The organism is Achromobacter sp. GD03932, from assembly GCF_029839485.1.
Taxonomy (GTDB): Bacteria; Pseudomonadota; Gammaproteobacteria; order Burkholderiales; family Burkholderiaceae_B; genus Achromobacter; species Achromobacter bronchisepticus_A.
The window spans coordinates 1-825 of record NZ_JAOCAT010000075.1; the positions used below are offsets into that span (position 1 = coordinate 1).

Genomic DNA, 825 nt, shown 5'->3' on the forward strand with positions numbered 1-825 from the left:
GGGGGCACTGTTGCAAAGTTAGCGATGAGGCAGCCTTTTGTCTTATTCAAAGGCCTTACATTTCAAAAACTCTGCTTACCAGGCGCATTTCGCCCAGGGGATCACCATAATAAAATGCTGAGGCCTGGCCTTTGCGTAGTGCACGCATCACCTCAATACCTTTGATGGTGGCGTAAGCCGTCTTCATGGATTTAAATCCCAGCGTGGCGCCGATTATCCGTTTCAGTTTGCCATGATCGCATTCAATCACGTTGTTCCGGTACTTAATCTGTCGGTGTTCAACGTCAGACGGGCACCGGCCTTCGCGTTTGAGCAGAGCAAGCGCGCGACCATAGGCGGGCGCTTTATCCGTGTTGATGAATCGCGGGATCTGCCACTTCTTCACGTTGTTGAGGATTTTACCCAGAAACCGGTATGCAGCTTTGCTGTTACGACGGGAGGAGAGATAAAAATCGACAGTGCGGCCCCGGCTGTCGACGGCCCGGTACAGATACGCCCAGCGGCCATTGACCTTCACGTAGGTTTCATCCATGTGCCACGGGCAAAGATCGGAAGGGTTACGCCAGTACCAGCGCAGCCGTTTTTCCATTTCAGGCGCATAACGCTGAACCCAGCGGTAAATCGTGGAGTGATCGACATTCACTCCGCGTTCAGCCAGCATCTCCTGCAGCTCACGGTAACTGATGCCGTATTTGCAGTACCAGCGTACGGCCCACAGAATGATGTCACGCTGAAAATGCCGGCCTTTGAATGGGTTCATGTGCAGCTCCATCAGCAAAAGGGGATGATAAGTTTATCACCACCGACTATTTGCAACAGTGCCCC

Annotated in this window: 1 protein-coding gene; it reads right to left on the reverse strand. The window is 52.7% G+C overall.

The features are described from left to right. Positions 1 to 55: 55 nt before the first annotated feature. Positions 56 to 760 (reverse strand): IS6-like element IS26 family transposase, encoded by a 705-nt coding sequence (locus N5C88_RS31410; protein WP_001067855.1) that lies wholly within the window; start codon positions 758 to 760, stop codon positions 56 to 58. Positions 761 to 825 lie beyond the last annotated feature (65 nt).